Consider the following 24,170-nt stretch of genomic DNA (forward strand, 5'->3'; position numbering starts at 1 on the left):
TATCATATGCATAACTTCTATTCCAGCAATCACTTTTTTAGCTGTTTGCAATGATTTTAATCCAAGCATATTTGGGTGCCACCCCATGCCCATCAAGCTAATATTTCGAAGTCCCAAAAACGTAAAATTTATTTCATCACATTTGTTTATGAGAGTTCAACTCACTTTTTTCGTTTTGGGGAACAATCAATTTCTTAACTTGATAGGTATGTGGCGGGACCGCCACAATGCGCTCACATTCATACATCGTACATATTATGAACCACTACTAGCAGAAGAGGCTGCTGCAGTGGAAGCAGTAATCGCTGCTATCATAGCAGCCTGCTGCGCTTGAATAAGGACCTCTATCATTGTTTGTAACTCTGTATTGGTCGCTTGATTTTCCATACCTTTCTGACTTACGAACAGTTGGATTGCAATAAGAATATTCACATCTTTATGCCACCGGAATAACTTATCTCCCTGCAATTTCTCAATAAATGCTCGAACAGAATGAACTTCTTTCTCTCCATCTTCAAGTAATGCAAGTAGTCCGATAGCTGGATAATGCATCTGTTTCACTTTTACTTTTTCTTGCTTTAACGAATCCCATATGTTTGTGTATCGCGCTACTAAAATATCTTCACTAACATCCTTCTTTAGAGAAAGAATATGACTCAAAAATTGAAGATCATTCCCTTTGCGCATGCCAGCTGCCGCCAGCTTCTGATAAAGACGTTCCACTCGGTCCATAAGCGTTTCTACTTTCTCTTGTTGCTCTGCTAACAAAACAGCGAGCGGATAATCATTTTGTCCTGTAAGAAAGAAGTGATCCTCTTTCATGCGTTTATATACTTGCATGGACCGCTGAATGCGTGTGTCATGCTGTCCATTTTCTCCTGATAAAAGCGCTGCTGCTGCCAGATAAGTGAATATACTTCGGCTAAAGCCACCAGCAACTAATCGTTCATATAAGTCTAGAAACTTCCGAAACGCTTCTTTGTAATGTGGAAAGTGAATATCTAATGTTGCCGCAACCACAAAGCGATGATAAGACTTTAAGTATGAAAACATTCCTACCTGATCTTTAATATAACTACTAATCTCTAAAAATCGCCCAAGATGAAATGGTTTATCACTGCCTGCATACATGGCAGCAATCATCATTCCTGTCCGAGAATCACTCGTTTTCCACTTTAGTTCCCCTTTTAACTGTCCATATATATGTATGTACTGCTCCAACTTCTGTTGTAATGTAATCATAGCGACCCCCTCGTTTTTCTTCTACTTATCTTCTATAATACTATATTCCATATTTAGGAATACTGTTTTGATACAGACTTAGTGAAGTCCCAATTTCCATCTTCCTATCTATACTTATTCATTCTTAATAATATGTTCCATATGAACCGGCAAATCACGCACTTTATCTTTTAGAAAATCCGGTTTCAAGTTACATTCACTTACATGCTCTAAAGGTACCCATTGAAATACATATCTTCTGCCGTCTTCTTCAAGAACAAAAGTATCCTCTCCCTTTGCAGGAAGCTTCAGCAACGCTACTTCATAATAAAAACTAATTTCATGGAATTGGTGCGAATCATATGTAAAGAAATTTTCAGCTGTCCATAGCAGCCTTTTCACATCCACATCTACCCCAAGTTCTTCTCTAAGTTCTCTCTTCACCGCCGCTTCACTACTTTCTAGCATCTGTACCCGTCCGCCTGGTACATACCAGAAATCTTCTCCTTCATTTTGAATCATTAACATTTTATTATTCTGTTTACATACTGCACCGACTCGATAGTTAAAACACGTTTTTTCTGATTTGAATGTTAGATCCATTGTTATATATCCCCCTTAAATAATTTGAAATTTAACTACTAAAATATTTTACTTGCAAATTCTGTTTATAAGCAATTATGATACAAAGCAAGCCATTAAGTGCCAAAAAGGTAACCACTCCAATTAATAAGTAGGCTAAATCTGGAGAAAATATATAAATCGCATGCCATGGCGAACCCGTACTATAAATTAATATCGGAATTGTAGCAATAGATAGCCCGAAGAAAATAAGACCGGAAATGTACCATATACTTCTTTTACGAATTTTTTTTGATTTCATCTTTACAAACAGGTAAATAAGCATTATAAAAAGCAAGCATATTACCCCAATTATAACGAGTTGAACAATAGGAGTATTGGAAGGTATATCAACTAGTTCATCTCCATTTATTATATTTATAATGCCTTGCTTCAAATAGGAAAGCGCCTCTTCTTCCAGAATATGATTTTTATTGGTGAGGATCACACCACCCCAACCCGTTTCCGGTATAAAAAACATTTCTGCATGTGAATCAGTAGTCGAACCAGAATGCCATATCATTTTCTTCTCAGAATCTGGATTTGTAACTCTTATCCCTAATCCGTAGTAACGGGTTTCACCGGTTTGAATATGCGGTGATACATAAAGATTCATCATGTTTTCAGTTAAAAAATCGGCATTCTCTTGTCCACTAAGGAATTTTATATATTGAACCATATCTTCCGCACTTGCTGTTATGTATCCATATGGCGCACCGCCATTATCATATGTTATCGAACTTTTCCGAGGAATTCCAAACCATGACTGATAACCAGCAAGATATCCATTTTTATATGAAGTATCATTATCAGCAGCGGCACTTTTCATACCTAATGGTAAAAATACTTCCTGCTTCATGTAGTTAGAAAATGTTTGATTGGTAACTTCTTCAATAAGAGCACCAAGAATCAGGAAATTGGCATTACTGTATTGATGCTTTTCTCCAGGTGAAGCGGTAAGTGTAACATTTGATAGGTTTTCTACATTGTTTTTAATAGCATGAAAGTCTTTAGATTCTTTATCTGATATTGATAAACCAGAATACGTACTGATTCCACTTGAATGAGTAAGTAAATGCTTAATTGTTATGTTTGATGCTGCTTCTTGATCTTTAAGTGTAAACCATGGAATATATTTTTGAACTGGATCTTCTAGATGAACAGTATTTTCTTCCATTAATTTCATTATGGCTAAACCTGTTAATGATTTACTAATCGATCCTATAGTAAAGGGAGTTTTAGTAGTGACTTTTTCTTCATCTTCTCCGGTTACACCCCATGCTTTAGAATAGAAAATATCATTTTCATGAACAATAGCAATTGAGGCTCCTGGAATTCGATGTTCTTTTAAAAAAGTTTCAACGTAGCTGTCTATCATATTCTTAATATCTTTTTCTGCGGAGACTTTCGAGGCTGGTAGAAATAAAATAACTACATTCCATAATAAGCATATAAAAACGATCATGAATTTTAGTAATTTCATATTAAATTTCACCTGCTTATATTTACTTTTCGTATATAAAACACTACCAGCATGGAAATTAGTGCCGAAATAGAAATGCTAGTCATCATTAACAGAGCGTTCCACCAAGAGTTATCTGCTATGTGATACAAAATATTATAGTTAAACGAGTTATTAGTATGTAGTGGGTTAAATGATTCTGTTAAAAACATAGAAAGTAGGAGTTGTGACGTGAGGTAGGTAACGATTGAAGTAACGAATCCAATCACAAATAAAATTCCAATTTTATTTTTTGATTTTCGTATCTGTTTTATTTCAGAATAAAGATCTATTTCATTCATTTCTAAAAAATCTTTAATAAATGTTTTTGCATCTCCTAAATCATTGATACTATTTTGGCCGTGTTCACGGCATTCTTGTATATGCTCTAAAAGTTGTTGTTTCAAAATCTTTCTGTTTTTTGAACTTACCTTGTATTGTTTTAATTCTTCAAGAACTTCATTTAAAAAATGTTCTTCTTCCATATTCAATTTCATGTTCATTCGAAATGTTCTCCTTTCAAACCACTTTGCAGTAGGGATTTTATATCCTGTTGTAACTCCAACCACTCATTAATTTTTTTCTGAAGATACATTTCCCCTTTTTCATTGATTTCATAATAAACTCTAACCTTACCACTTTCTGTCATTTCACGGTAAGTATGAACCCATTCTTGATCTTTAAGCTTAGTCAAAATCGGATAAATGCTTCCTACTCCTTTCAGTTTTAAATTGTGTTTTTCTAACTCCTTCATAATTTCATATCCATAACTTTTTTCCTTTGACAAAATAGATAACACACACATCTCTAAATGACCTTTAATTAAACTTGTTCTATCCATAGGATAAATTTAACAAAAATATATACTTCATTCAAGTATATATTTAGCATTTTTTAACTTTTATTTACATATCATTAAAATAAAGTTTGATAAAAATGAAGACCCTTCCCCTTATATATTAACTAACGCAAAAGCTCCATTTTGCATAAAGGTTGCTTAAAATGGAGTTCATCTTGCTAATTAAGTATAAGATTTTTATAAATAGTTCGATTATTTCTGAATTAGCCCTTTTTGGGCAGCCTTCCCCCTGCTTCTCCTGAATTTTAAGGTGGTCTTACTGCCCGCGAATAGCGGGATAAAATTTCAACTTGAGGGCATGGGGGCATCGCCATCAAGCTCATTCTTTCTAATGTCCCAAAAATTCTTGCCCAGTCACTCCTTTTGTATCATTCATACGTTAGTAAAAAAGGGGGTAATCCTTATAGTAGCTTTTCTACAATTAATTAGACCCTCCGCATTTAGAGCTATAAAAGCAGTTAACCAGAATATACTTACAGCACAATTTCAACAGATTACTTATGAAACGAAACAATTTGATTTAAAAGATGAGTATAATATATCCGATTCAACCTTTGTTCCTACAAGAAAGGGAGTATATGCTATTAATGCAGGTGCAGCATTTCTTGCTAAGTTTCCTTTTGATGTTTCCCGCACTATAACAATGTTAATACGTGTAAATGATATCGATGTTGTTAAAGAAGATCACTATTTTGTACCAAAATTAGCTGGACGATCTCATGCCGTAAGAGTAAGTACGATTTTACAATTAAATAAAAGGGATAAAGTTCAAGCATGGACAATGATTAGCGGAGGAAATATGACTATTTTGGATAACGAAGGAACACATTTTGAAGCAGCTAGATTTTCATCTCCATAAGATTGCATCAATATACTCATAATTAACGAGGAATAATCTTTTTATTCTTCGTTATAAAAAGAAAAAGAGCTTTTTTCACAGCTCTTTTTCCTATCTAACTATTGAATTCGAAGTGCTAAAATATCTCCACAATCTAAAACAATTATAGTTCCTAGTTCTGTTGTATTATCTACAAAAGTTGCACAGAAATTTTCCATATTGAAATTTACAAAAGTTACGTCTTCGATTGTATTGCCACTTAAAAAAATATCTACTTCTGTACCTAATGGTAAAGTTGATAATTGTTCGCATACGCATTTATCATGATTATTAGTCATTTATAGGCACCTCCTTCTAGAGAATTCATTCTATTATATGTTCAAATACAAGAATAGCTTGTTTACTAGTCTATATTCTGAAAGAGAGGCGCTTTACCATTATATACAAGTTAACGAAGAATAATCTTTTTCCTATCTAACTATTGAATTCGAAGTGCTAAAATATCTCCACAATCTAAAACAATTACAGTTCCTAGTTCTGTCGTATTATCTACAAAAGTTGCACAGAAATTTTCCATATTGAAATTAACAAAAGTTACGTCTTCGATTATATTGCCACTTAAAAAAATATCTACTTCTGTACCTAATGGTAAAGTTGATAATTGTTCGCATACGCATTTATCATGATTATTAGTCATTTATAGGCACCTCCTTCTAGAGAATTCATTCTATTATATGTTCAAATACAAGAATAGCTTGTTTACTAGTCTATATTCTATAAAAAGGAAAACAAAAAAATAGCGAAGATCTTTAGAATCCTCGCTATAACAACAATGTATAAAATCCTACATATGAGAATACAAAAACTATTATCCAAAATAAATTCTCCTCTGTTGGATACATATATATCCTCATCACAATTTCTCTTTTTGAAACCAAGCCTCTAGCAATTCCAACTCCCTTTCTCTTGATATACCTGCTTTTCGCTCTATATCTCCCCTCGATTTCTCCCATTGATACATATCATAAATAGTATCTTCAATAGGTCTAAAAGAAAGACCAGCGTTAACTGCTTTTTCTATACTAATGAAAAAACTACCTTTCCATGGTTCTGTTTCTCCTTCTAATGGGAAATTTTCAGGAATCCATAAAGGCATCTCCGTCCATGGCTGTACTTTATTTTCCAGTAGAAATTGTTCTTCTACCCATACAAATTCGGCATCGCTGTTTGTTACCGCTTTACAAGCATTTAATAATTCTTCTATCGTCAATTCATCATTCGGCCCTGTTACATTAAACGTACCTACTTTTCTCTTTTGTGCCATATCGAACGCCCAAGTTGTTACATCTTTTACATCAATTAATTGAACAGGACGGTCTGAACGCCCCGGCACCATTATTTTTCCACCTTGTGATACACGCTGAACCCAGTACGGAAGTCGATCCGAATAGTCAAATGGTCCAACGAGAAGCCCTGCCCTTACATGTAACACACGACCCGGCCAATGTTTTTCTGCTTCTTCCTCACATAAAACTTTCAATGCGCCATAATACTCGTAGGGAGATATTTCTCCCTCTTCAACCGCTTTCAACTTATCGCTAGGTGGCATAGACTGTAAATGATAGTCTTCCTTAATATGAAGTGGAATCCAATCTTTATAAGTAGAAATACTTGATATGAATGTATAATGTTCGATGTTATCTCCAAGTTCGGTTGCGATTTTGCGGATTTGATGAGGCGCAAATCCACATGTATCCATGACAACATCCCACTTCCGATTTTTTAAGGCTGATACATCGCTATCTCTATTGCCGGTTAGTTGCTCTACTTCAGGAAATACATCTTTATTCGTACCACGATTAAACAAGGTAACTTCATACCCTCTTTTCAACGCTTCTTCTACCATAGCTCTTCCTAAAAAACGGGTTCCCCCTAATATAAGGACTTTCATATATTTCCCCCTTCCATTTTCATAACCTATTAATTTAGTATTCATTTTAAATAACGATTTTCCTACTTAAAAGGTTACGGGAGATGATGAAAAAATTAATAAATGATGTTGCTTTTGTTCAAAATAGTATGGCACTTTTTGGATGACAACATTATCTTTAAATTTTCACTTTATTTCCACAATCTTTTAACCTCCACCAATTCCTGACCATGAAATTCCATTCTATATATATCTGGTTTTGATGTATGTAGTAAAAAATTCACATCGTATTGACTGTCATAATACCCCATCATCAAAGTCATAACAGCTCCATGAGTGCCTAATACTACTTTCTGTCCTCGATAAGTGTTCAATAATTCTTTTAAAACTCTTATAGCCCGCTCTTGACAGGCTGCATTAGATTCTCCTCCCATTAAAGCGAAGTTCGGATTAGAAAATGACTTCTTTAATAAAGGCATTAATTCCTTATCATATATTCGCTTATCCCCAGTAGAAAAAACTCGCTCTTTTAAGTCTTCAAATACAAGAACCTCTTGCCCTAAATGCTCTGCTAATCTCTGAATCGTTAAAATGGATCGACTGTATGGGCTTGAAACTACAGCTTCAATACCCTCCTTTTGTAATATGTCAGTTACTCGATTAGCACCTATTTTCCCTTTTTCAGTTAATCCTCTTGTTCGTTCATTTCCTTCTGTTTTTGGTGAATCACCATGTCTCACCATATAAATAACAGTATTCATCCTTACCATCCTTTACACCGTTTATAATTATCTATACCCTCTTCACAAACAATACTCTACTCCCTCCATCTCCATCATAATTTGTATGTACAGATACTCCATCCACTTCCCCATCACCTGCTTCAATTTCAAATCCAATTTCTTGATGGAATTGAATAGACCTTTTATTAACATGTGATGTTACAGCTTTTACAATATGACGATTATTCACTCGTACCGCATCAAAAAAGTAAGAATAGAGTGCAGAAGCAATTCCCTTTCTTCTATACTTTGGATTCACTCCAATAAAATGAACATATGCCTCATCTTTATATGTTTGCGATAAGAATCCGCATAAAAAACCTAACATTTCTCCATCCTCTTCAATGACAAAACTCGTTTCTTGAAAATGAACGAAGAATAACTTTGGCAGCATATCCGCCATATTTCTTCCGTCCCACCATTCGTTAATCAAAGAATGAATCACTGCATAATCTTCCCCTTGTATGTTTCTCGCTTTCATTTTCTTTTCCCCCTGCCCTAGTATTCCCAAGTTGATTCCGTATGTACAATCTGAAAGCACACTCTATATTATTTGCTACAAGCAATCTCGCTTCCTCTAATCTGAATTTTTTGACATATAAAAGTATTTTTTGTAAGATATTTAAATAATTAGAATATTAAAAACATAAGAGGTGAACAAATGAAACAACAAAGTTCTGTCCAAAGAAAAGCACTCATTGCTAGTTTAATTGGTAGTTCTATTGAATGGTTTGATTTCTTCCTATATGGAACTGCAGCCGCACTTGTATTTAACAAATTATTTTTCGTAAACGAAGATCCTCTTGTCGCGCTCATGCTTTCCTATCTTTCTTTTGGTATCCCGTTTTTCATTCGCCCACTTGGAGGTATTATTTTCAGTCATATCGGTGACAAAATCGGTCGAAAAAAGACACTTGTATTAACTCTATCTCTTATGGGAGGCGCGACAGTATGTATTGGCTTACTTCCTTCCTATGAAAGTATTGGTATACTCGCTCCTATTCTTTTAATCTTATTAAGAATTATCCAAGGATTAGGAATTGGTGGCGAATGGGGTGGTGCTTTACTACTAGCAGTCGAATATGCGCCGAAAGATAAAAAGGGATTTTTCGGTAGCATCCCGCAAACAGGTGTTACCATTGGAATGTTACTTGGAACTGCGGCAATCTCCTTTATGACAATGATTTCTGGTGATAACTTTGTAACATGGGGATGGAGAGTCCCATTTATTCTGAGTGCCGTACTCGTATTCATAGGATTATGGATTCGAAATGGATTAGATGAAACACCAGATTTCAAAAAAGCAAAAGAAAGCGGAAATATTTCAAAACTACCCATTGCCGACACATTACGCCATCACTGGAAATCCGTATTAATTGCGACAGGTACAAAGGTAGCTGAAACAGCTCCTTTCTATATTTTCTCTACATTCATTGTTTCCTACGGTACATCGCAGCTAAAATTACCGAATACAACTGTCTTAAACGCCGTTACAATCGCTATGTTCATTACGACGATTATGATTCCGATTATGGGAAAACTTTCAGATTCCATTGGAAGAAAGAAAATGTACATATGGGGTACGATCGCTATGCTTTTATATGCTTTCCCCTATTTCCTACTATTAAATCAAGGAACTACTTTTTCTATCATTATCGCAACTGTTATCGGTTTAGGTATTTTATGGGCACCTGTAACAGCTGTATTAGGTACATTATTCTCTGAGATTTTTTCCACTCAAGTACGCTATACGGGGGTTACATTAGGCTATCAATTAGGTGCTGCACTTGCTGGCGGAACGGCTCCGATGATTGCTGCTTATTTAATGAATTTATATAACGGTTCTTGGATTCCAGTAGCGCTATATATTGTACTTACTTGCTGCATCTCTTTAATTGCAATCGCTGCCGTTTCAACAAAGCAAATTGCAGAGAATGTACAAAATCAAGATATTCAAGCCTAGTTAGCCCATCGGGGGATTTGCAGCTTCCCCCTTTTCTAGTAAAAAGGAGGATAATTGAAATGATTCATATTACAGAAGAAATGGTAAAAGATGTTTATAAAATGAAAGATTGTTTGCAAGATGTAGAAAAAGCATTCCAGTATTATATGAACAACGAAATCACAACACCTGTCAGGCTGAATATACAACACTCTCAAGAAGAGGCAAACTCTCTTTACATGCCCTCTTATGTAGCTCCTATCGAATTTGCATCTACGAAAATTGTTAGTATCTTCCCTCAAAATACGAAAAAAGGAAAAAAAGCACTACAGAGCTTGATCGTTTTAACAGAAACAAATACCGGTAATCACGTCGCAACAATCGAAGCATCTTATTTAACGACGCTTCGAACAGGGGCAATGAGCGGTATTGCGACAGAACATTTCGCTCGCCAAGATGCTAGCATCTGCACTGTTATTGGCTGCGGCGCTCAAGCACTCGGGCAAATACAAGCTGTTATGGAAGTTCGTTCCCTAACGCGCATTCTTCTTGTGAATCGTACAATACAAAAAGCATTTGAATTTAAAAACCAATTACACTCCTTATATCCAAATTGGAGTGGATCCATTGAAATTATGGAATCAGCTGACGATGCGGTTGCAATGGCTGATATTGTCATTTGCAGTACCACGTCCACTACTCCTGTCTTTGATGGGAAATACCTCAAACCCGGTACTCATATTAATGGAATTGGCTCTTATCAACCTCATATGCAAGAGCTCGATTTCACTACATTACAGCGCAGCGAGAAAATTATTGTAGATACACTAGAAGGTGTGCAGCATGAAGCTGGAGATTTTCTAATCGCAATTGAAAATAATAAATGGGATTTTTCAAATATATATAGTGAGCTTGGGGATATTATTTTAGGGCATAAACAAGGACGAGCAAATCCTAATGAAATTACCCTATTCAAATCAGTTGGAGTTGCCTTTTTAGATACAGTGGTGGCAAGTTCGATTTATGAAAAATATATGAAACAGTCATCCGTAAAGTGATTTGAAAAGTGCCTATAAAGTAACTGGCCACATTAATACAATCTATATAATTATCCTTCACAAGTGCAATATTTTAGCGTTTATAGTGAATATTTCAATGTATAAGGGCGTATATTACTACGCTCTTTTTTCATGTTCATCAAAAATTACTTCCTTCTATACTGCAGCTGTTGAAAAAGGAAAGTATAATCAACACCTCTGACATTATCCAAAAGATTTTGAAGGTTACAAGAAAATAAGAAACAAAAGGTGTAAAAAAATTTGAGTAATGTGAATAAAAGTCAGATGGAAATTTAAAAAATGATAGTGTTTCGCTTTTTCTTATTACGCTAAAGGGTAGATTCGTTGAATAGGTGCGTAATCTGGTCTGCCTCTGAATGAAAGAGAAGGTGTAAACATCTTGATATTTTTTTCACTTTAAATTAAAATGAATTCCAGACAATAAAGGTCTTTAATGTATTTATAATGGAGGAAAGTCATGAAATATTCAAAAGCCACAAATTATGCTTTACACACAATGGTATATTTAACACTAACACCAAAAGGAAAATCAACTGGAGTAGAACAGTTAGCTAAAATTCAAAATCTCTCACCAACATACCTTTCTAAAATTTTAACAAAGCTTGTTAAAGCAGGACTAATTGAATCAAATCCTGGTGTTAATGGTGGATATAGTATAGCAAGACAGTCTCATAATATTTCATTTTTAGATGTCATTCATGCTATTGAAGGTCAAACAACTTTATTCAGTTGTTCGCTGGAACATGAAAAATTATTTAGAAATGAAGACTGTTTAATTGAGAATGTAATGATTGATGCAGAAAATAAGATGAAAGATGAACTAAACAAAAAGTATATTATTGATATTGCAAAACAAATCCAATCAAAAAAGAAAAATAATTGTGATTGTTAATCAATCTAATTATTTTTTTAAATCAATTGAAGATATTAAGAGTCTTTAATATATTTAATTAAAAGGAGCATAATTTATATGAAAAAGAAAGAGTTCCATTCTAAAGAAATGAAACACTTAGCAAAAAAAATTGAATTTCTTGATAATCCTAAAAGAAGAGGAGATATACCTCCAGAAAAGCTACTGAAAATGCTTCCTATTAAGAAAGCTGATACTATGTTAGATTTAGGTGCAGGTACTGGGTATATTACAATCCCTGCTGCTAAAATCGTGGAGGGGTCAGTTTATGCATTAGATATAGATTCTAATATGTTAGAAGTTATAAATTCTAAGGCAAAAAAAGAAAATATTACAAATGTCAAATCTCTTAAAGGTAGTATTGATGATATTCCGCTATCTGAAAATTCAATTGACTTTGCACTAGCTTCATTAGTTCTACATGAGGTTAAGCAGCTATCTCATTCATTACAGCAAATTAAACAAGTACTTAAAGATGATGGATATTTCGTATGTATTGAATTTGAAAAGAAAAATAATCCTACCGATAGCCACCCTAGAATCGCCTCTTCGATTATGGAAAAAGAAATAACGAATGTCGGGTTAAAGGTAATACAGAAATTATATCCAACAGATGCTATATATATTATCATTGCAAAAAAATAATTATTGCACACTCTTTACGACTTTATTGTAAATGAAAAAACCTTATTTTCACTTAATATGAGGAGCAAAAAATCGAGATCTACTTATCAGAAAAAATATATAAACCATTATCTTACTCCGTTCATATACAGTTTCCGTCAACTATACATGAGCCTTCTGCAACTAAGGTGGCTTTAGCTACGGAAGACTCATTAAAACAATCAAATTTTTTTATAAAACATTTGAGCAATGAAATAAGAGCATGTTTTGATTCATCTTTTTTCAAAACATGCTCTTTCTATTTATCTTTTATCAGCACCATTATCACGAATTGAATCAAAAATGTCCTCTAAATCCACAAGCCATGCTACTACAGTGAACAACTACGCAGTTTTTTCAAATATCTTTAGATAAGTGAAAAGCATTGTTTATAAAGAACCTATAATTTTCTCATCATCTACCTCATATTTTACTAAGCAATCATTTTCCATGACTAGTTCTTTGCCAACTAAATTACCTGTGACACGATCAACTATTTTTTTATACACTTTATTTTGTCTGTATACTTGACCATCTACTTTTCTCACAAAGCGATGATCTTCTTCAACGATAGAATACGTATATGGAGGATACTGAGATGCCCTAATCTCTCCATAGATGTATTTTTCATCAAGATGTAGATTAACTTGATAGTAAATATTTGAATTATTTCTCAATTTCAGATCAATAATCCCATTCATCAAAGTCGCGCCTGTTCCAAATGGAATCACACGTCCATAGTCAGGGAATGGATCGAAACTATGACGATATCTTTCCACTGTTTCTAACTCTGAATGAAGAAACATCCAGTAAAGAAGATTCCCTAACTGACAGAGACCACCACCTATTCCCTTTATCGCTTCGCCATTCATTAAAATAATGCCCTCTTTATATCCAGCCTTTTCACTAGAATTACCAACAAGGTGCCAAAATGAAAATGTTTCTCCCGGTTTAATTACAACGTGGTTTATTTTAGAGATGGCTAACTTTAGATTCGTGATTTTGTTATATTGCAGTTGTATATCTGTATCACCTAATTTTCTAATAAGCAAATATTTATGTTTATAAATCCTGTAAGGTAAAGGGTTTTGCTCAAATGTTTTTGAAAATTTATAACCTTTAAGACAATCACAAACTTTTTTAAACAGCCTACGTTGCCTAATTCTAATAGGAATTAGAAAAGGAAACCTTTCTGTTAATAATGTTCTTGCCATTGAGAACTGAGCTCCTTTATATATCAACTATATAATGTATTCAAATTTATACTTTATTCATCATCACTAAGCAAATTGATATGTATATCTTACTGTATTCCCTTATAGTATATATTTTTTGTTTGTCATCATCATTCAAACTACTATAATCACTTATACAAAATCTCTGCTTTATAAAATGAATACTTCATGAAATACTTATCAATCTTTTATACTCTACTTACCATAAAATAAATTGAAACAACATTTGTAAATGAATTGGCTCCGTAATGAGTATATAAATAATGATACAATCATACATTCCGGTTAAAATAAAATAGATACGCATTATGCTCGCATTTACATATCATAGCCACACTTTTTCATCATTTATATATACTGCAACCAACGCAAACACTAACGATATGAAAAGAATGATCATCTGTAAGATATCTAATAGAATAGAAACTTTAATTTCCTTTGGTCCCCACCGCCGGCAGCATAATTATAAGTACTATACTTAAGCACCATAATCCAACATAGCGAGAAAAGAATATTTGCTCCAATTGCAATCATATTATATTTCTTCTTTAACACATTCCATGTTCTCCCCTCATCTATACAAAAAATGTAAATAACACCATTATATATCATTAAAGTAATATAATATGCAACCATATAAATATTACTACCAAAAAATATATAATTCACCTACGATATACAATTTCACTTTCAATTACAAACAGCCCTCAAAGATACATCGGAAGTTTTCAATATATCTTGAGGGCTTTCGGAATGATTTCTATATATTCGCTCACTTCATTTTCTCATAAATTTTAATCACCGTTTCTACTAACACAATAAATACCCAAATCGCGCAAAAGATTAAAATAGATTGAAATATGGAACCTAATACAATAAAGCCCACTGCCCCAGATCCTTCGACAGATATAGATGTTTGAAATCCATGACTAGGTCCATTTATAAGAGAAGCGGTATATACCGAAGCTAAAATTGAAACGACTAAATAAATCACGCTCATCACTTTTAATATTTTTATAGAGAGATAGGAATGTTTTTCTTGTGGCATTTCAAATTCCCCATTCTCTACCCCTTTTTGCAAACAATCTTCACATAAAAATTCATCTTGAATCGCTTTTCCCCCGTGCATCGTTCCAGTTATCTCTTTACAACGTGAACACTTTCGTTTTATCATGCTGATTGCCCTCCCCTATGTATGCCATTTATACTTACTATATTCGCTCTTTTGACTATACCCCCTTTTGAATTTGAATTTTTTTACAATTTTATTTGAAATTATATATTGTGAAAGGAGAAATTTCTATATGGGTCTAAAGCCCTCTTTTGGTTATAAAAAGGAGAACCAACACTATATATTACGCCCTAGTTGCTATGCCATTTTTTTTGATGAATCCTGCTCAAAAGTAGCTGTTATCAAAAAAGGAACAAGGTATTTCTTGCCAGGAGGCGGTATAGAGAATGCCGAAACAAGGAAAGCATTCTTGCACCGTGAACTATTAGAAGAACTAGGCTGGCTGATAGAGATTAAGTAGTATATCGGCAACGCTGAACAATATTTTTACGCTGAAAAAGAAGATATATATTATTTAAATGACGGTTATTTCTATCTTTGCAAGCAGATAGATGAACAGACTGATAGAATGGAGCAAGATCATATGTTACAATGGCTGTCCCCTTCTGAAGCACAACACCTACTTACACACGAACACCAACAATGGGCTGTGAAGCAAGCTCTAGCATTACAAAAATAAGATGAGCTCTTTCCTAAGAAAGAGCTCATCTTAACATTAACTTACTTTTTTCAAATTGAGAGTCGGCTTTTTTACCGCTCCTTTTTTCACAACATATAAACCGATAAAAATAACGAACCCGCCGACTAATTGCATCATATTCATTCTTTCTCCAATTGTTACTGCAGCGACAATGACAGCAAATAGTGGTACGAGATACATATAGACCATTACTTTTGTAGAACCAATTTTGCTGATGCCGACATACCACATCGCTAGCCCAAAAACTGTCGCAAATACAATGGAGTATCCTAATGAACCCCAGCTTAATACATCCGCTGGCCAAGTTAATGTATTTACGTTAAATAAACAATATATGACTAACGGCACAATTCCAATTAATGTAGACCAAGAAGTTACTCGCATCGCTGAATATTTTGTGATGAGCGGTTGTGCAAGTATTGGATACCAGCCCCACGCAATCGCAGCGATTAATCCAATTACGTTTCCTAACCAAGCATACTCATATGTAGATTGACTCGTATGCCCTGTCAATAATACAAGCGCTGCCCCGCTAAACGATAATAAAGAGCCGATTTGAATTTTCATCGAAAAACGCTCTTGTTTATGTAATACTGCTAAAATCCCTGTAAAAATTGGTGACATTGCAATTAACAGCGACGCATTTGTTGCTGATGTATATTTTACAGATAACATAAATAACGTTTGATATAACGTTGTTCCAACAATTCCAACGGCTACTAATCTAAGCCAATCTTTTCTTTCAATACGTAACGATCGTTCTAAAATAAATGTAATCAATAATAATACCGGAGATGCCACTAAAAATCGTAAGCTATTAAATTGAATGGATGACATATACGCCACTCCATATTTTCCAATTGTGTAATTTGCTCCCCATACTAAAGCAACTGATATTAGGAGCCATTCCATTTGCCATCGTTTCATCCGAATCTCCCCTTCCACTACTATCAGCATAGTAAAATTGGCTGCATACTACACCGTCCAATTGGCTGTTTTTTCACCCAGCCAATTTGCTATAATGAAAATAGCTAAAACATTAAGGAGTCGTTATATATGGAATGGCAGTTAGATACAGAAAGTAAAATCCCAATATACCAACAAGTTGTCGACTATATTGAAAGACGAATTATGTATGGAGAGCTTCCCCCTGGTAGCTTCCTTCCTTCAGAACGAAAACTAGCAATCCAATTAAATGTGAACCGTAGTACTGTAACAACTGCTTATAATGAACTTCGCGCTATGGGAATCGTCGAGAGTACAACCGGAAGAGGCACACGTGTCAGTACACATATGTGGGGTGTTTCACCAACTTTCACACCCAACTGGAGAGGTTTCGTAGAAGGTGGTACATTTTTACCGAATTTGCCACTGCTTCGTCATATTCGCGAACAAGTACAGCAAAATGAAAATATCATTGACTTTGCAAATGGAGAACTTGGCTGTAACCTGTTCCCCCATGAGCAATTGCAAGAAATTTTACATAAACAACCTTTAACGCAGTCACTTAGCTATGATCATCCACAAGGCTATCTTCCGTTAAGACAAGCAGCAGCAAAATATATGAGGGATCATTTGAAAATTGAGGCAACAGAACAATCGATTATGATTACTTCCGGTGCCCAGCAAGCGCTTCATCTTATCGTTCAATGTTTATTAAATCCAGGTGATGCTGTAGCATTTGAAAGCCCATCACATTGTTATTCCTTACCGCTCTTTCAATCAGCAGGCATTCGTATTTTCCCATTACCTGTCGATGAACATGGGGTGAATCCGGAAGATGTGCACGAACTATATCGAAATCACCGGATTAAAATGATTTTTTTAAATCCAAATTTCCAAAATCCAACGGGTACAATGCTTCATCCAAATCGTAGAAAGAAACTGTTATCACTCTGCGCAGACTTGCGGATTCCGATCGTTGAGGATGATCCTTCTAGTTTACTAACACTAGAAAATAAACAACCTTGCCCTACTTTGAAGTCGATTGATGAGAACGGAACTGTCATTTATGTTCATTCATTATCGAAAATGATTGCTCCAGGTCTTCGAATCGGCTGGCTTGTTGCCCCGCAGTCAGTCATAGAAAGATTGTCAGATGCACGGCATCAAATGGAGTTAGGAATGAGTATTTTTCCTCAATGGCTCATGCAGCAATTTTTTGAGACGGTTCCTTTTGATATACATATGGAGCAATTACGAAAGCAGCTCGTACAAAAAAGAAATACTCTTGTCGATTCTTTAAACTCCTATCTTCAAGATGAAATTTCTTTTTCAAACCCGAATGGCGGTATTTATATTTGGGGGAAATTAAAGGAGCCTATTAACGAAAAACAGCTGATTATGCAAAGTTTAAAACAGCAAGTAGCCTTTATGCCTGGCAGTATTTTTGGTGCGAAAGATGGCTATATTCGGTTATCGTATGGGAAAGTAGATATTGATCAAATTGATGAGGGGATTTCTCGTTTGTATGCAGCTATTAAAACTTGCAAGAGGTAAATCATTGGGTATTTTACCTCCCATACCGATTGATTACTAACCACCAATCGGAATTTTATAGACAGTAAGACTCCTACTGACCCTTAGCCAACAAATAGTAGGATTAATGAAAATAAAAGGAGAAGCCAAACGACCAATTTGACCTCTCCTTTTCTATTTCTCTGGCTTTATATAAGGAACTATTGGTGCAGTAGCTCCTACAGAGGCTCCTCGGATAAAGTCTTGATTTTCTAGCGCTTTGAAATTTTTGGTTTGACCAGTCAGCATTACCCCTAAGATTTTCACCTCATCAAACTGTTTATTTTTATTTAACTTCAAAAAATCCTGGATTGTTTTATCACTACCTAAATCATATTTTTTAAGTGCATCAATAAATTCACTGTATGACTCTTTCAGTGAATCAGATGGATTAAATCCATAAACCGGCACACCAGCAGGCCCCTTGCTTTCATCTACAATTGATGAGGTCATATACCACCATACGATGTTTAAATTACCTGGAATTTTTTCTTGAATTTCTTTTAATGTATATGGGCGATCAAAGGAAATCGCAACTTCTGCAACGTAATTTTCCATTTGCGAAATTGCCCCTAAATCATTTCGCACACCATTATAGTATTTTTTAATAGACGGATGATAAAATGTTGCAACTTTATTTTTCGTTTGTTTATCATACTCATAAAACTCTGTATTAGACCAATAAGATCCTGGTATTAACTCGTTATGGTCAATATTGATACCGAGCCAATCATATGAACTTGTCAATGTACTCCATCGTACTAAATATCCGTTAATATTTTTAGAACGATTTGTTACAATGTTGCCACCAAACATAGAAGAATTACTCATGACTTGAGAATCAATTTGAATATTAGGTTCTGCAATTATATTATGTAAAAATAGTCTCTCATGAAGTTTTGTAGAGCTTTTCGCCGCAAAATAATTACCCGTTTTATAAAATAAAGGTAAGAGTACCAATATAACAATAATTGAAATAATAATTGTTTTGAATAATTGTTTTCTTTTCGCTTTTTTTAAGGCATCTTTTAACGAAGTATCCATTAATATCTCCCTCCTACGTTTGAGTAAATAAGCTTTCGTGCCCGATATAATTTTTGCTTTACACTATGTACTTTAATATCCAAAATAATCGCTATTTCTTCATACGAAAGATCATAGTAATACTTTAAAAAGAAAACTTCTTTATATTCTTTTTTTACATCTTTTAATAAATTGAAAATTTCATCCTTATTTAAAATCGTTTCAAATTCGCAATCTGTATATTGCAACTTTGAATAAATTTCTTCAGTGAGGTAGATGTTTTGTCGTTCCTTTTTCCTTTTCAAATCAATATACTCATTGAATGCAACTCTAAAAAACCACGGACGGATATTTTTCTCTGTTAAATCATCTAACAATGTGTACACTTTATAAAAAGTATTTTGAATGATATCTTCTGCATCTTCTTTTTTTGCTCCTTTAGCTATTACTATTTTGAAAACCTCCTCTCCTAAACTGATAAGATAGGAGGCCAATACATCCTCTATATCCACTCTTCCTCCTCCCTTCTACTTATACAACGAATAAACAATAGAAAATGTATACAGCCAATTAACATTTTCTGCATTTTTTATAATATAAAGTCCATAAAAAAAGATTCATTTTGAGTCAAATACATCAAAATGAACCTCTTTCTTTCATTATTCAAATCTTATTAGCCCATATTTTCTTAAAAGACTTCGTATATATAATTGCAATTACGGCTTGTGCAATAATAAATAGTGATCCAGTTATTGTTTTTATATTATGATCCAATGCCCCTATTACTCCAAGCGTTAAGCCAATTAAGATAAAAAATATACTGAGAGGCGGTGTGATTTTCATTAATATTCTAAAAGTTTTATTCATAAAATAACCTCCTATGCTTTTTGATTTGACAGAAAATTCTATGTATACATTCATTATACATTATGCATAAGGAGGAACATACAAATATATGGTAATTTTCACTTCTAATATACTATTTTAATTTGAATTTTTTAGGATTATCTATTTTTTCAACCCACGATACTTCGCGGTAGTTAGTTCTTCTGCATATTCATCAAGCTCTGGCATGTCGACGTCTTTCGCTAGCTGAATCGCTCGTTCAATATCATACGGAACACGAACAAGTTGAATGGAAAAACTCGCTGCTTCTTTTTGATTATACACCCCTTCAAAAATCAAATAAGAAGCTTGTGTAATCTCAAGTGGATTCCCTACACTTCCTGCGTTACATAATGTTTTCCCTCTAAAATTTTGAACAAATGCTTGATGAACATCTCCGTAGCAAACGACATCTGGTGTTCTTTCACCTTCCATATTTTCTGCCAAATTACTATTTTCAAACATGCTTACGCGCTCTTCTCTTGATGCATACGGTTGAATTCTTTCATATAGACTTCGATGTGAAGCGTGAAACATTCGAATGAATTTCCCGCTCATCATAAACTCAATTGAAAACGGTAGTCCTCTTAAATAGTTCTCATGTTCTTCTGTAAGCTGTTTTTGATGCCACTTTAGCGTCTCAAATTCAGTCGGTTTTGTGATAAAATCATCCCAATTTCCCATCACAACTTGTTCGCATTCTTTGCGAACGATATCAATGACATCGCTAGACTGTGGTCCTTTCCCTACTAAATCGCCTAAGCAAAAAATCCGGTCTATTCCTTTTAATTTTATATCTTCAAGAACTGCCTCTAGCGCAGGAATATTACCGTGAATATCTGAAATAACTGCTATTTTATCCATATGTACACCTCCCGTTATTCTATATTTATTATATCTTTATGAAAAGATTTATACCAACTTGGGATATAAGATGCAAAACCATTATGTTCTTCTATAATTCTTCTTAACCTCATTTTCATTCCATCTAGCATATTTGGTGTGATTCGATTTGCCCACACAATATCTGCTGGGAAAATCATCGCTGCGTACAATGCATATAATTTCCAAAAATGAAGCGGCGGTTCACCATCACAATATCCATGAACTTGTCCAACCGCAAATGGTTCACTTATATCGACTGTAAACAAAGACATTTTGTAAAAATCATGAATTGGATCTCCAAAATCAAATCTTGCAAAGTCAATAACAGCACGAAACTCATTACGATGGAGCATAAGATTCGCTGGATGAAAATCGTCATGTAAAAATACGACAGGACGACCATGCAATAACTGTTTATGATTTTCTACAAAGGTTAACACCGGTTGTAGATCAATAAAATCAGTCTGATATTCTTTTAATGCTTGCAGGTATCTCTCGTACTTACTCCACCGAGATGCTTCCCAGGATTCTTCTACATTCTTTCTCTTCACTGAATGAATTGTCTTTAATACTTCCCCTGCCCGTTTTCCAGCTAAATATTGCTCTTTCTCAGTTAACTTCCCAAGTATGTCTTCCCCATCTTCTCCATCAATCCATTCAAAAACTTGTACACATTGGTTTAATTTATCGAGATTTACGAAATGAAGTAGTTTTGGCATTGGTATTTTTAATAATTCAAAACAACTCATATATTCATATTCTTCAAGCTTACGTTCACGAGCCAAACTATCACATACTTTAATAAAATAGCGTTCATGATTTGCTAATTCAATTTTATACTTTTGATCTAGTGAAAACCCTTTTGAAATAACGGTACATTTTACTATGCGAGGCCAATCTAATTGTTTTTCTAATTCCTTTAACACGTCTTTCACATAGACCACCTCAATTAATATATGTATAAACTACCTAATATTTGTTGTTTTCCCTTCTGCTTATTTACTCCTTGCAATTCAACAGCAAAAGGATATTCCCCATGTTCGAATAACTGTTCTTGTACAAATCCTTCACCAAGCGGCTCACAAAATTGAATTTTTACATTTTCAAGCAATACACTTTGACAAATTGCATTCCACTCTTTATGAACTTCGGAAGAGCTTACTTGTACTTCAAATATTTCTTTCCACCGCTCCACTGTTTCACGTACATTTTTCACAGCATAGTATATTGTTTGCATTTCTGTTACATCATTGCGATGCGGGGCAATGACACCTACTTCTTGTAAATCTAATCTTCTGTCCTCATCAGACTCTTGCCACTGTATAAAGAAAGGTAATTTCGGACTACTTCCTTCTTGCTTCACAAATAACATTTTCCATTCTATAAGATGACCATCGTTTCTCATTCGCTTTCCTTCAAATGGTCCTTTCACTTGCAACCCTTTTTCCACAAGCTTTACAGCTAGTTCCTCAATATGATCGGTACGAAGAGCAATTTGGAGCATTCCTTCTGCATCTTGTAATTTAGTAACAGCCTCCTGAACGAGTGGATTGTCCGCTTGCTTCGCTTTATCTTCATGCTGTACTGCTAAAAATTCAATATAAGATAAATCAAAATAACATAAACTATTCCATGTTCCCCAATTCGTATGTTCTCCGCCTTGCACCGTATGAAATCCAAGCTCCTTCATTTGTTTTTCAGCTTCTTTCGGCATACATCTAACAGCATGAACGAGATGATCAAATGCTAACATGCTTTTCCCTCCCTTTTTCTACATCTTTTTATTATATAACTGTTCTGTTATTTCAATCAATTTAAAAAACTTCAAAAACCTAGTTGCTTTATCAGATTAATATGCATTATAATAATAAAAACTTAATGTTAAGCTGATTGGAAAAACCAAAGGCTCTTTTCTCACTTGAGAAAAGAGCCTTTTTATTTATTATTACAGGGGGATTATACATGCAAAAATTAATTGTCTTTGCTATTATTGGTTTTTTTGCTCAATTGATTGATGGAGCACTTGGAATGGCGTACGGCGTAACGTCTTCCTCATTATTATTAATGTTCGGAATTGCACCAGCAGTCGCTTCCGCTTCCGTTCATTTAGCAGAAGTTGTGACAACCGCAGCTTCGGGCGTATCTCATATTCGATTTGGAAACGTTGATAAGTACACTGTTTCTAGACTCACACTACCCGGTGCAATTGGTGCTTTTGTTGGTGCATGCTTTTTAAGTAACTTACCTGGAGACTTAATTAAACCGTACATTTCACTCTTTTTATTTACTTTAGGCGTCTATATTTTACTACGATTTATTATTCAAAAACAGATTGTGAAATCCAATAAACGTATGTCTAGTAAACAACTTATTCCATTAGGATTATTTGCAGGATTTGTTGATTCAACTGGCGGTGGTGGTTGGGGACCAATTACAACACCCGTACTCCTTGCACGAGGGAATGAAGCAAGAAAAGTAATCGGCTCTGTTGATACGAGTGAATTCCCAGTATCTTTAGCCGCAACAATTGGATTTTTCATTTCATTAGGATGGGAGCAAGTTAGCTGGGTTTGGGTATTCGCTCTTATGTTAGGTGGCATTTTGGCAGCCCCAATCGCTGCGTGGTTAGTACGAATTGTCCCTTCTCATTTACTTGGCGTACTCGTTGGTGGACTCATTATTTTTACAAATATCCGAACGCTGCTTACATCATTTAAAGTAGATCCAACAATTATTAATCTTTCCTACATTGCAGTAGGTCTTGTCGTTATCATTGCACTTTTCATTTCAGTTCGAAATCATTCTGCATCTGCAAAACAAAATGTTGGCTATACAGCTGGACAAAAACGAGTTTTACCGTAAAAGAGAAATAGTAAGGTAAGCAAATGATATGTTTGCTTACCTTTTTTATTTTTTTCGAAATAAAATTCGCCATAATCTGTGTCGAATTTTATTTTTCTGAATTTTCTTTTAATTTTAGAGGATTTTCCCTATCTTTTTGCGAAACATTTGTATAACAATTTTTTCTTCATTTTTTACATACCTAAGTAGGTTGGTTCGGGCGGAGTTTTGAAAACGCTTCCTATACAATAACCGATTATTTGTGATATTTTCCTACAAAAATTCCTTGCAATATTTTCAGAAACTAATTACAATTGCCATATATCAAAAATCATAGCAATAAATAAATCCTCATCAATCCGATGAGGTAGAGGTTGCGGCATTAATTAGTAAAACGGATGAGACACAGAGAATGTCAATGAATCCGTTTGAAAGGAAATGCTGCCGAAGTTTATATTTCTTCTCTGGAAGTATGAACTGGGGCTGTCTCCGAATAGGAACAGAACTGTCACGTTTACAAAGTACCGTGTAAACGTGGGGTGCTATCTTAACGGAAGGGTATGATGGGGTGGTTATTTGTGAAACGTTCCGCCAAATTCCTTTGGCGGCTTTTTGTATTTTTCTTCCCCGTTCCTTCCTAATCTTACAAGAAAAGGAGTGTTGAAC

General features: G+C 34.5%; 26 protein-coding genes, 2 pseudogenes and 1 riboswitch. Of the genes and pseudogenes, 8 read left to right on the forward strand and 20 right to left on the reverse strand.

Translation table 11 applies throughout. The annotated features are described in order from the left end of the window. The 6 genes and pseudogenes from LOK41_RS29355 to LOK41_RS23990 form a co-directional block, all read right to left on the reverse strand. A pseudogene (locus tag LOK41_RS29355) lies at window positions 1–72 on the reverse strand (IS6 family transposase); the annotation flags it as partial. A gap of 183 nt (window positions 73–255) precedes the next feature. Continuing rightward, entirely contained in the window at window positions 256–1,242 is a 987-nt protein-coding gene (locus LOK41_RS23970; protein ID WP_241818604.1) for a DUF4003 domain-containing protein, read from the reverse strand. 114 nt (window positions 1,243–1,356) lie between these two features. Continuing rightward, a complete protein-coding gene (locus tag LOK41_RS23975) occupies window positions 1,357–1,824 on the reverse strand; it encodes an NUDIX hydrolase (protein WP_241818605.1) in 468 nt (155 codons plus the stop codon). Between the two features lie 31 nt (window positions 1,825–1,855). Next, window positions 1,856–3,325 carry a serine hydrolase domain-containing protein gene (locus LOK41_RS23980; protein ID WP_241818606.1) on the reverse strand — a complete coding sequence of 490 codons (1,470 nt, stop codon included), beginning with the start codon at window positions 3,323–3,325 and terminating at the stop codon, window positions 1,856–1,858. Window positions 3,326–3,333: 8 nt separating this feature from the next. Further along, the gene (locus LOK41_RS23985; RefSeq protein ID WP_241818607.1) at window positions 3,334–3,846 is read right to left on the reverse strand and encodes a hypothetical protein; all 513 of its coding nucleotides are present in this window, start codon (window positions 3,844–3,846) and stop codon (window positions 3,334–3,336) included. Further along, on the reverse strand, window positions 3,843–4,184 hold the full coding sequence (locus LOK41_RS23990; protein WP_174100642.1) for a PadR family transcriptional regulator: 342 nt from the start codon (window positions 4,182–4,184) through the stop codon (window positions 3,843–3,845). The genes LOK41_RS23985 and LOK41_RS23990 overlap by 4 nt, the downstream gene beginning before the upstream one ends. Before the next feature lie 349 nt (window positions 4,185–4,533). Here LOK41_RS23990 and LOK41_RS23995 point away from each other — a divergent pair, with 349 nt between their 5' ends. Then, window positions 4,534–5,061, forward strand: a complete 528-nt coding sequence (locus tag LOK41_RS23995) for a hypothetical protein (RefSeq protein ID WP_241818608.1) — start codon at window positions 4,534–4,536, stop codon at window positions 5,059–5,061. A 98-nt stretch (window positions 5,062–5,159) separates the two neighbouring features. On the opposite strand, the gene LOK41_RS24000 is transcribed toward LOK41_RS23995, so the two are convergent. From LOK41_RS24000 to LOK41_RS24020, 5 genes are all read right to left on the reverse strand, one after another. After that, complete coding sequence (locus LOK41_RS24000; RefSeq protein ID WP_241818609.1) at window positions 5,160–5,378, reverse strand: penicillin-binding protein; 219 nt, start codon at window positions 5,376–5,378, stop codon at window positions 5,160–5,162. Window positions 5,379–5,518: 140 nt separating this feature from the next. After that, window positions 5,519–5,737 carry a penicillin-binding protein gene (locus LOK41_RS24005; RefSeq protein ID WP_241818610.1) on the reverse strand — a complete coding sequence of 73 codons (219 nt, stop codon included), beginning with the start codon at window positions 5,735–5,737 and terminating at the stop codon, window positions 5,519–5,521. 216 nt (window positions 5,738–5,953) lie between these two features. Next, window positions 5,954–6,991: an NAD-dependent epimerase/dehydratase family protein gene (locus tag LOK41_RS24010; protein WP_241818611.1), complete on the reverse strand. Its 1,038-nt coding sequence runs from the start codon at window positions 6,989–6,991 to the stop codon at window positions 5,954–5,956. A 170-nt stretch (window positions 6,992–7,161) separates the two neighbouring features. Further along, the gene (locus LOK41_RS24015; protein ID WP_241818612.1) at window positions 7,162–7,731 is read right to left on the reverse strand and encodes a histidine phosphatase family protein; all 570 of its coding nucleotides are present in this window, start codon (window positions 7,729–7,731) and stop codon (window positions 7,162–7,164) included. A 31-nt stretch (window positions 7,732–7,762) separates the two neighbouring features. Next, entirely contained in the window at window positions 7,763–8,233 is a 471-nt protein-coding gene (locus LOK41_RS24020; protein WP_241818613.1) for a GNAT family N-acetyltransferase, read from the reverse strand. A gap of 180 nt (window positions 8,234–8,413) precedes the next feature. Here LOK41_RS24020 and LOK41_RS24025 point away from each other — a divergent pair, with 180 nt between their 5' ends. From LOK41_RS24025 to LOK41_RS24040, 4 genes are all read left to right on the forward strand, one after another. Beyond that, window positions 8,414–9,715, forward strand: coding sequence for an MFS transporter (locus tag LOK41_RS24025; protein WP_241818614.1), 1,302 nt, complete (start codon window positions 8,414–8,416; stop codon window positions 9,713–9,715). A gap of 59 nt (window positions 9,716–9,774) precedes the next feature. After that, window positions 9,775–10,752, forward strand: coding sequence for an ornithine cyclodeaminase family protein (locus tag LOK41_RS24030; RefSeq protein ID WP_241818615.1), 978 nt, complete (start codon window positions 9,775–9,777; stop codon window positions 10,750–10,752). 478 nt (window positions 10,753–11,230) lie between these two features. After that, window positions 11,231–11,665 (forward strand): Rrf2 family transcriptional regulator, encoded by a 435-nt coding sequence (locus tag LOK41_RS24035; RefSeq protein ID WP_174100647.1) that lies wholly within the window; start codon window positions 11,231–11,233, stop codon window positions 11,663–11,665. A 78-nt stretch (window positions 11,666–11,743) separates the two neighbouring features. Beyond that, entirely contained in the window at window positions 11,744–12,328 is a 585-nt protein-coding gene (locus LOK41_RS24040) for a class I SAM-dependent methyltransferase (RefSeq protein WP_241818616.1), read from the forward strand. 407 nt (window positions 12,329–12,735) lie between these two features. On the opposite strand, the gene LOK41_RS24045 is transcribed toward LOK41_RS24040, so the two are convergent. Both LOK41_RS24045 and LOK41_RS24050 read right to left on the reverse strand, forming a co-directional pair. After that, a complete protein-coding gene (locus tag LOK41_RS24045) occupies window positions 12,736–13,560 on the reverse strand; it encodes a VanW family protein (protein WP_241818617.1) in 825 nt (274 codons plus the stop codon). Between the two features lie 793 nt (window positions 13,561–14,353). Further along, window positions 14,354–14,755, reverse strand: a complete 402-nt coding sequence (locus tag LOK41_RS24050; protein ID WP_241818618.1) for a DUF3980 domain-containing protein — start codon at window positions 14,753–14,755, stop codon at window positions 14,354–14,356. A gap of 130 nt (window positions 14,756–14,885) precedes the next feature. On the opposite strand from LOK41_RS24050, the pseudogene LOK41_RS24055 reads away from it, so the two are divergent. Next, window positions 14,886–15,332: pseudogene (locus tag LOK41_RS24055) on the forward strand (NUDIX hydrolase). Window positions 15,333–15,368: 36 nt separating this feature from the next. On the opposite strand, the gene LOK41_RS24060 reads toward LOK41_RS24055, so the two are convergent. Beyond that, a complete protein-coding gene (locus tag LOK41_RS24060) occupies window positions 15,369–16,280 on the reverse strand; it encodes a DMT family transporter (RefSeq protein ID WP_241818619.1) in 912 nt (303 codons plus the stop codon). A 129-nt stretch (window positions 16,281–16,409) separates the two neighbouring features. On the opposite strand from LOK41_RS24060, the gene pdxR reads away from it, so the two are divergent. Continuing rightward, entirely contained in the window at window positions 16,410–17,852 is a 1,443-nt protein-coding gene (pdxR, locus tag LOK41_RS24065; RefSeq protein ID WP_241818620.1) for a MocR-like pyridoxine biosynthesis transcription factor PdxR, read from the forward strand. A gap of 153 nt (window positions 17,853–18,005) precedes the next feature. On the opposite strand, the gene LOK41_RS24070 is transcribed toward pdxR, so the two are convergent. From LOK41_RS24070 to LOK41_RS24095, 6 genes are all read right to left on the reverse strand, one after another. Continuing rightward, on the reverse strand, window positions 18,006–18,914 hold the full coding sequence (locus tag LOK41_RS24070) for a sigma factor regulator N-terminal domain-containing protein (RefSeq protein WP_241818621.1): 909 nt from the start codon (window positions 18,912–18,914) through the stop codon (window positions 18,006–18,008). After that, the gene (locus LOK41_RS24075) at window positions 18,914–19,405 is read right to left on the reverse strand and encodes an RNA polymerase sigma factor (RefSeq protein WP_241818622.1); all 492 of its coding nucleotides are present in this window, start codon (window positions 19,403–19,405) and stop codon (window positions 18,914–18,916) included. The genes LOK41_RS24070 and LOK41_RS24075 overlap by 1 nt, the downstream gene beginning before the upstream one ends. 151 nt (window positions 19,406–19,556) lie before the next feature. Further along, complete coding sequence (locus LOK41_RS24080; protein ID WP_174100655.1) at window positions 19,557–19,760, reverse strand: hypothetical protein; 204 nt, start codon at window positions 19,758–19,760, stop codon at window positions 19,557–19,559. A 141-nt stretch (window positions 19,761–19,901) separates the two neighbouring features. Continuing rightward, a complete protein-coding gene (locus LOK41_RS24085) occupies window positions 19,902–20,642 on the reverse strand; it encodes a metallophosphoesterase family protein (protein WP_241818623.1) in 741 nt (246 codons plus the stop codon). A gap of 14 nt (window positions 20,643–20,656) precedes the next feature. Next, a complete protein-coding gene (locus LOK41_RS24090; RefSeq protein ID WP_241818624.1) occupies window positions 20,657–21,598 on the reverse strand; it encodes an aminoglycoside phosphotransferase family protein in 942 nt (313 codons plus the stop codon). A gap of 14 nt (window positions 21,599–21,612) precedes the next feature. Next, window positions 21,613–22,416, reverse strand: a complete 804-nt coding sequence (locus LOK41_RS24095; protein ID WP_241818625.1) for a VOC family protein — start codon at window positions 22,414–22,416, stop codon at window positions 21,613–21,615. Window positions 22,417–22,625: 209 nt separating this feature from the next. On the opposite strand from LOK41_RS24095, the gene LOK41_RS24100 reads away from it, so the two are divergent. After that, window positions 22,626–23,525 carry a sulfite exporter TauE/SafE family protein gene (locus tag LOK41_RS24100; protein WP_241818626.1) on the forward strand — a complete coding sequence of 300 codons (900 nt, stop codon included), beginning with the start codon at window positions 22,626–22,628 and terminating at the stop codon, window positions 23,523–23,525. A gap of 339 nt (window positions 23,526–23,864) precedes the next feature. Continuing rightward, a riboswitch (Lysine riboswitch) is annotated at window positions 23,865–24,057 on the forward strand. Window positions 24,058–24,170 lie beyond the last annotated feature (113 nt).

The organism is Bacillus sp. TL12 (assembly GCF_022625245.1).
GTDB lineage: Bacteria > Bacillota > Bacilli > Bacillales > Bacillaceae_G > Bacillus_A.